We start from the raw sequence: 3,401 nt of genomic DNA, 5'->3' as shown, positions 1-3,401 counted from the left end.
TTTGTTGCGGTTTGCAAAATAATATTCTGTATTTTTATCGGACAATAGTGATATTAATTTAATTACGTGATTCAACTTAATAGACCAAACTATAAGGAACAAATATATTTTTGCTTTTGAATCAGGGAATACACAATTTATCCGCTACTAATACTGACCATACATTCGGCTATGGAGCCGTTTGCCTGGCATTGTTTGCGCTTCAGCAATTCAAACTGTCTTGATTAATGCCCTGATGGCATAGTGAAGCAATAGATCTTGAAATAAGAATTTAGAGAAAATAAAAAATATTAGTTATGAGTGTAAAAACGCTTATTGTATCCACCGCTGTCTGCTTATTTTGGACAGTTGCCCTTAATGCCCAAACGTATGCAACTCCCGAACTAAAGGCACAAGCTGAAAAAGAAATGGCCGATAAAAATAAACAACTCGGTATCACTGAAAAAATACAATCAGATACTATTAAAGAAGTGTTTCCCCTGAACCCGCCTTTACCTGATTTATCCGCTTATCTCACCCTTAAAAAAGTTGAGGTGGTTAATATTGATAAAATGCATTCTGCTGAAGATATCAGAAGATTTAAAAAAGAAGCTAAAACCGAATTCAAGAAGTACAACGGTAAAATCAGCATGTCTGAAAAAAAATTGTATTTCATTAACCGAAGCGACCCAAGGCATTACCATCTGCTCCCGTTTCAACTAATTAACAACAAGCTTAAAATTACCTGCGAAACGTGCAGCATCGACGATTTTATCCTCATTGAATCATCGGACGCTAAAATTGTGATTGATGCACCGGCACCCGATGAAGGACAGCATTTCTTTTTCCGCTATACCTTTTCAAAATAATTGAACCCAAATCTGCAAATCATGAAAAGATTAATACAACCCCTTTTTATCACACTGATATTAATTACCGGCTTATCGCTTCGGTTATCTGCACAGATGGCTCAGTCAACCTTTACGGTGCGATTTAACCAGATATCAAGCAATAATGACAATGGTTGCTGGGAGGTTTCAGCCGAAGAATATGCCCTTGCCTATGCTGCCTTTTACGATAACATAAATGCAGGTGTATCATACACCGGTTGTTTTACAAATAATGACGGTGGTGACCAGACTTACGGAACGCTTACAACCATTGGAACACGTTCAAATACCGCAAATATTATTGTTGCCAGGGTTGATGCCTATGAAGACGATGGCGGTGATTGGTGTACCTACGACTCGGGCGATGACTGCCGCTGGAGCGGAGATGTTGCTTCTACCGATTTTAGGGTAAACGCATGGCCATCAAACGCAAGCTATACAAACTGGACTTTCGCTGATCCCAGCCATTCCATCACGTATTCATACACTTGGAAATATTCGGGTACTGCCAATGCTATCACACCCTCATGCACTGAGCAATCCACAGCATACGGCTCCGGAACTATTGTGTCATGGTCGGTTTATTTGACAGCCGGTGTGATGTATAATTTCAAGAATTGCGGAAGCCCCGGCAACGTTGATACTTACCTCAGACTATATGCAAGTGACGGTTACACTATAAATGCTAACGGCGATGACGGCTGTAGTGGTGTCGGTAATTCAACATTAACTTACACAGCACCAGCAACGGGTTGGTACTATCTTGAATTGTCAAATTATTCACGCGCAGCAAATACTGCCACAGGCACCCTGTATTATTCAATAGTTCCTTCAACGGCACCCACAAGCATGGGCACCTCTGCATCCGTAATCTCATCGGGCGGTACAGCCACACTTAGCTTGTTTGGTGGTTCACTTGGCAGCAATGCTAACTGGAAATGGTATTCAGGTAGCTGCGGCGGAACACTGGTACAAACAGGAGGTACCACGTATACCACACCAGCATTATCTTCAACTACAACATACTATGCACGGGCAGAAGGCACATGCAACAATACTGCCTGCGTATCGCAGGTAATTACGGTATCAACTATGCCAAGCTGCAATTTTATTTATGTTTCTACCGATGGCTCCGATGCAGTAGGCACTCATAATTCCGATTTTCCTTACCTTACGCTTAATAAAGCCATGTCTGTTGCCGTTTCCGGCGACGTGATACGCATGAATGCAGGCACTTACAATGAATCCCTGATTTTAGCCATGAAGAGCGGTGTTACCGTTGATGGCGGTTATTCAAGAACAGGAGCAAGTGCCGGTAATTATGTATGGACAAAACAAAGCAATGCCGTAACAACGCTTAATTTCTCAGGCGCCGAAACTATCAGTACCGATGTGGCACACGTAGTTGGTATCAAAGCAAGTTCCGTTACCGGATGGACGTTGCAGGATCTTACCATAAATACTACCGCGGCTTCCGGAACAACAGGTTCAGGAAATGGAAAATCAAATTATGCTGTGTGGATTAATACCTGCACGGGTTACTCCATTACCCGATGTAAAATTACGAGCGGTGCTGCAACGAATGGAGCTGCAGGCGCAGCTGCCAGTACTACTGGTGGTGCAGGAACCAAAGGAAATAATGGATGTAATGCAAATGATTATTGTGGAACTGATGGAAGGACCTGCGGTGGTGGCACTCAAACAACAGTTGGTGCAGGAGGCAGTGGTGCCAATGCCGGCGGAAGTGGAGGCACAGGCGGAGCAGGTGGTCAGGGTGCAAGTGATTCTGAAAACTGCGGACAAATTGGCGCAGCCGGCGGAAGTGGTGGTACAGGTGGCGGATCCGGTGGAGCAGGCGGTTCCGGGGCCGGGGCCGCTGCAGCTCAATCATGTTACGACGGAAACACCGGCGGAACCGGTGCGAACGGCACAGCAGGGAGCAACGGTACAACTATAGCTTCAACAACATCCGGAGGTTACTTTTTACCAAGCTATGGCACCAATGGAACCGGCGGTGGCGGTGGTCAGGGTGGTGGTGGCGGCAGCGGCGCTGGCGATAATACAACAGGTTGTGATGCTTCAGGTGGAGGTGGTAATGGCGGTGGTAGCGGCGGCGGCGGCGGCGCAGGTGGCTACGGAGGCAGAGGTGGTGGAAGCACTTACGGGATATTCCTCACTACAGCCGGGAGTACCGGAACTATCAGCAATACAAATATTGTATCAGGCACAGCAGGCCTGGGCAGCAGCGGTGGCAACGGAAGCAATGGTGCCGCTGGAGGCGCAGGTGGCGATAATAGAGGCTGTGATGGATGCGGCGATGCGTATAGAGGCGGTTATGGCGGTGTTGGCGGGTCTGGTGGTGCCGGAGGTAATGGAGGCTCTGCAAACGCCGGCAATTCATATCCATATTCAATAAACGGAGCAAACACGACTTCTCCTTCAGTACCGGTACCCAATCCTACAACTTTAAGTATTAATTATCACTATTGTCCGATAAAAATACAGAATATTATTTTGCAAACCGCAACAAAT

2 protein-coding genes are annotated in these 3,401 nt (G+C 45.8%); both read left to right on the top strand.

Annotated elements, in window-relative coordinates; all coding sequences use genetic code 11:
* Positions 1 to 296: 296 nt before the first annotated feature.
* Positions 297 to 848: a hypothetical protein gene (locus WCM76_16790; protein MEI6767290.1), complete on the top strand. Its 552-nt coding sequence runs from the start codon at positions 297 to 299 to the stop codon at positions 846 to 848.
* A 21-nt stretch (positions 849 to 869) separates the two neighbouring features.
* The coding region (locus WCM76_16785) for a hypothetical protein (GenBank protein ID MEI6767289.1) at positions 870 to 3,401 on the top strand (2,532 nt) is incomplete at its 3' end.

This window comes from Bacteroidota bacterium, assembly GCA_037133915.1.
GTDB lineage: Bacteria > Bacteroidota > Bacteroidia > Bacteroidales > CAIWKO01 > JBAXND01.
The sequence above is the reverse complement of the archived record's forward strand: the minus strand, read 5'-3'. Positions and strand labels throughout refer to the sequence as shown.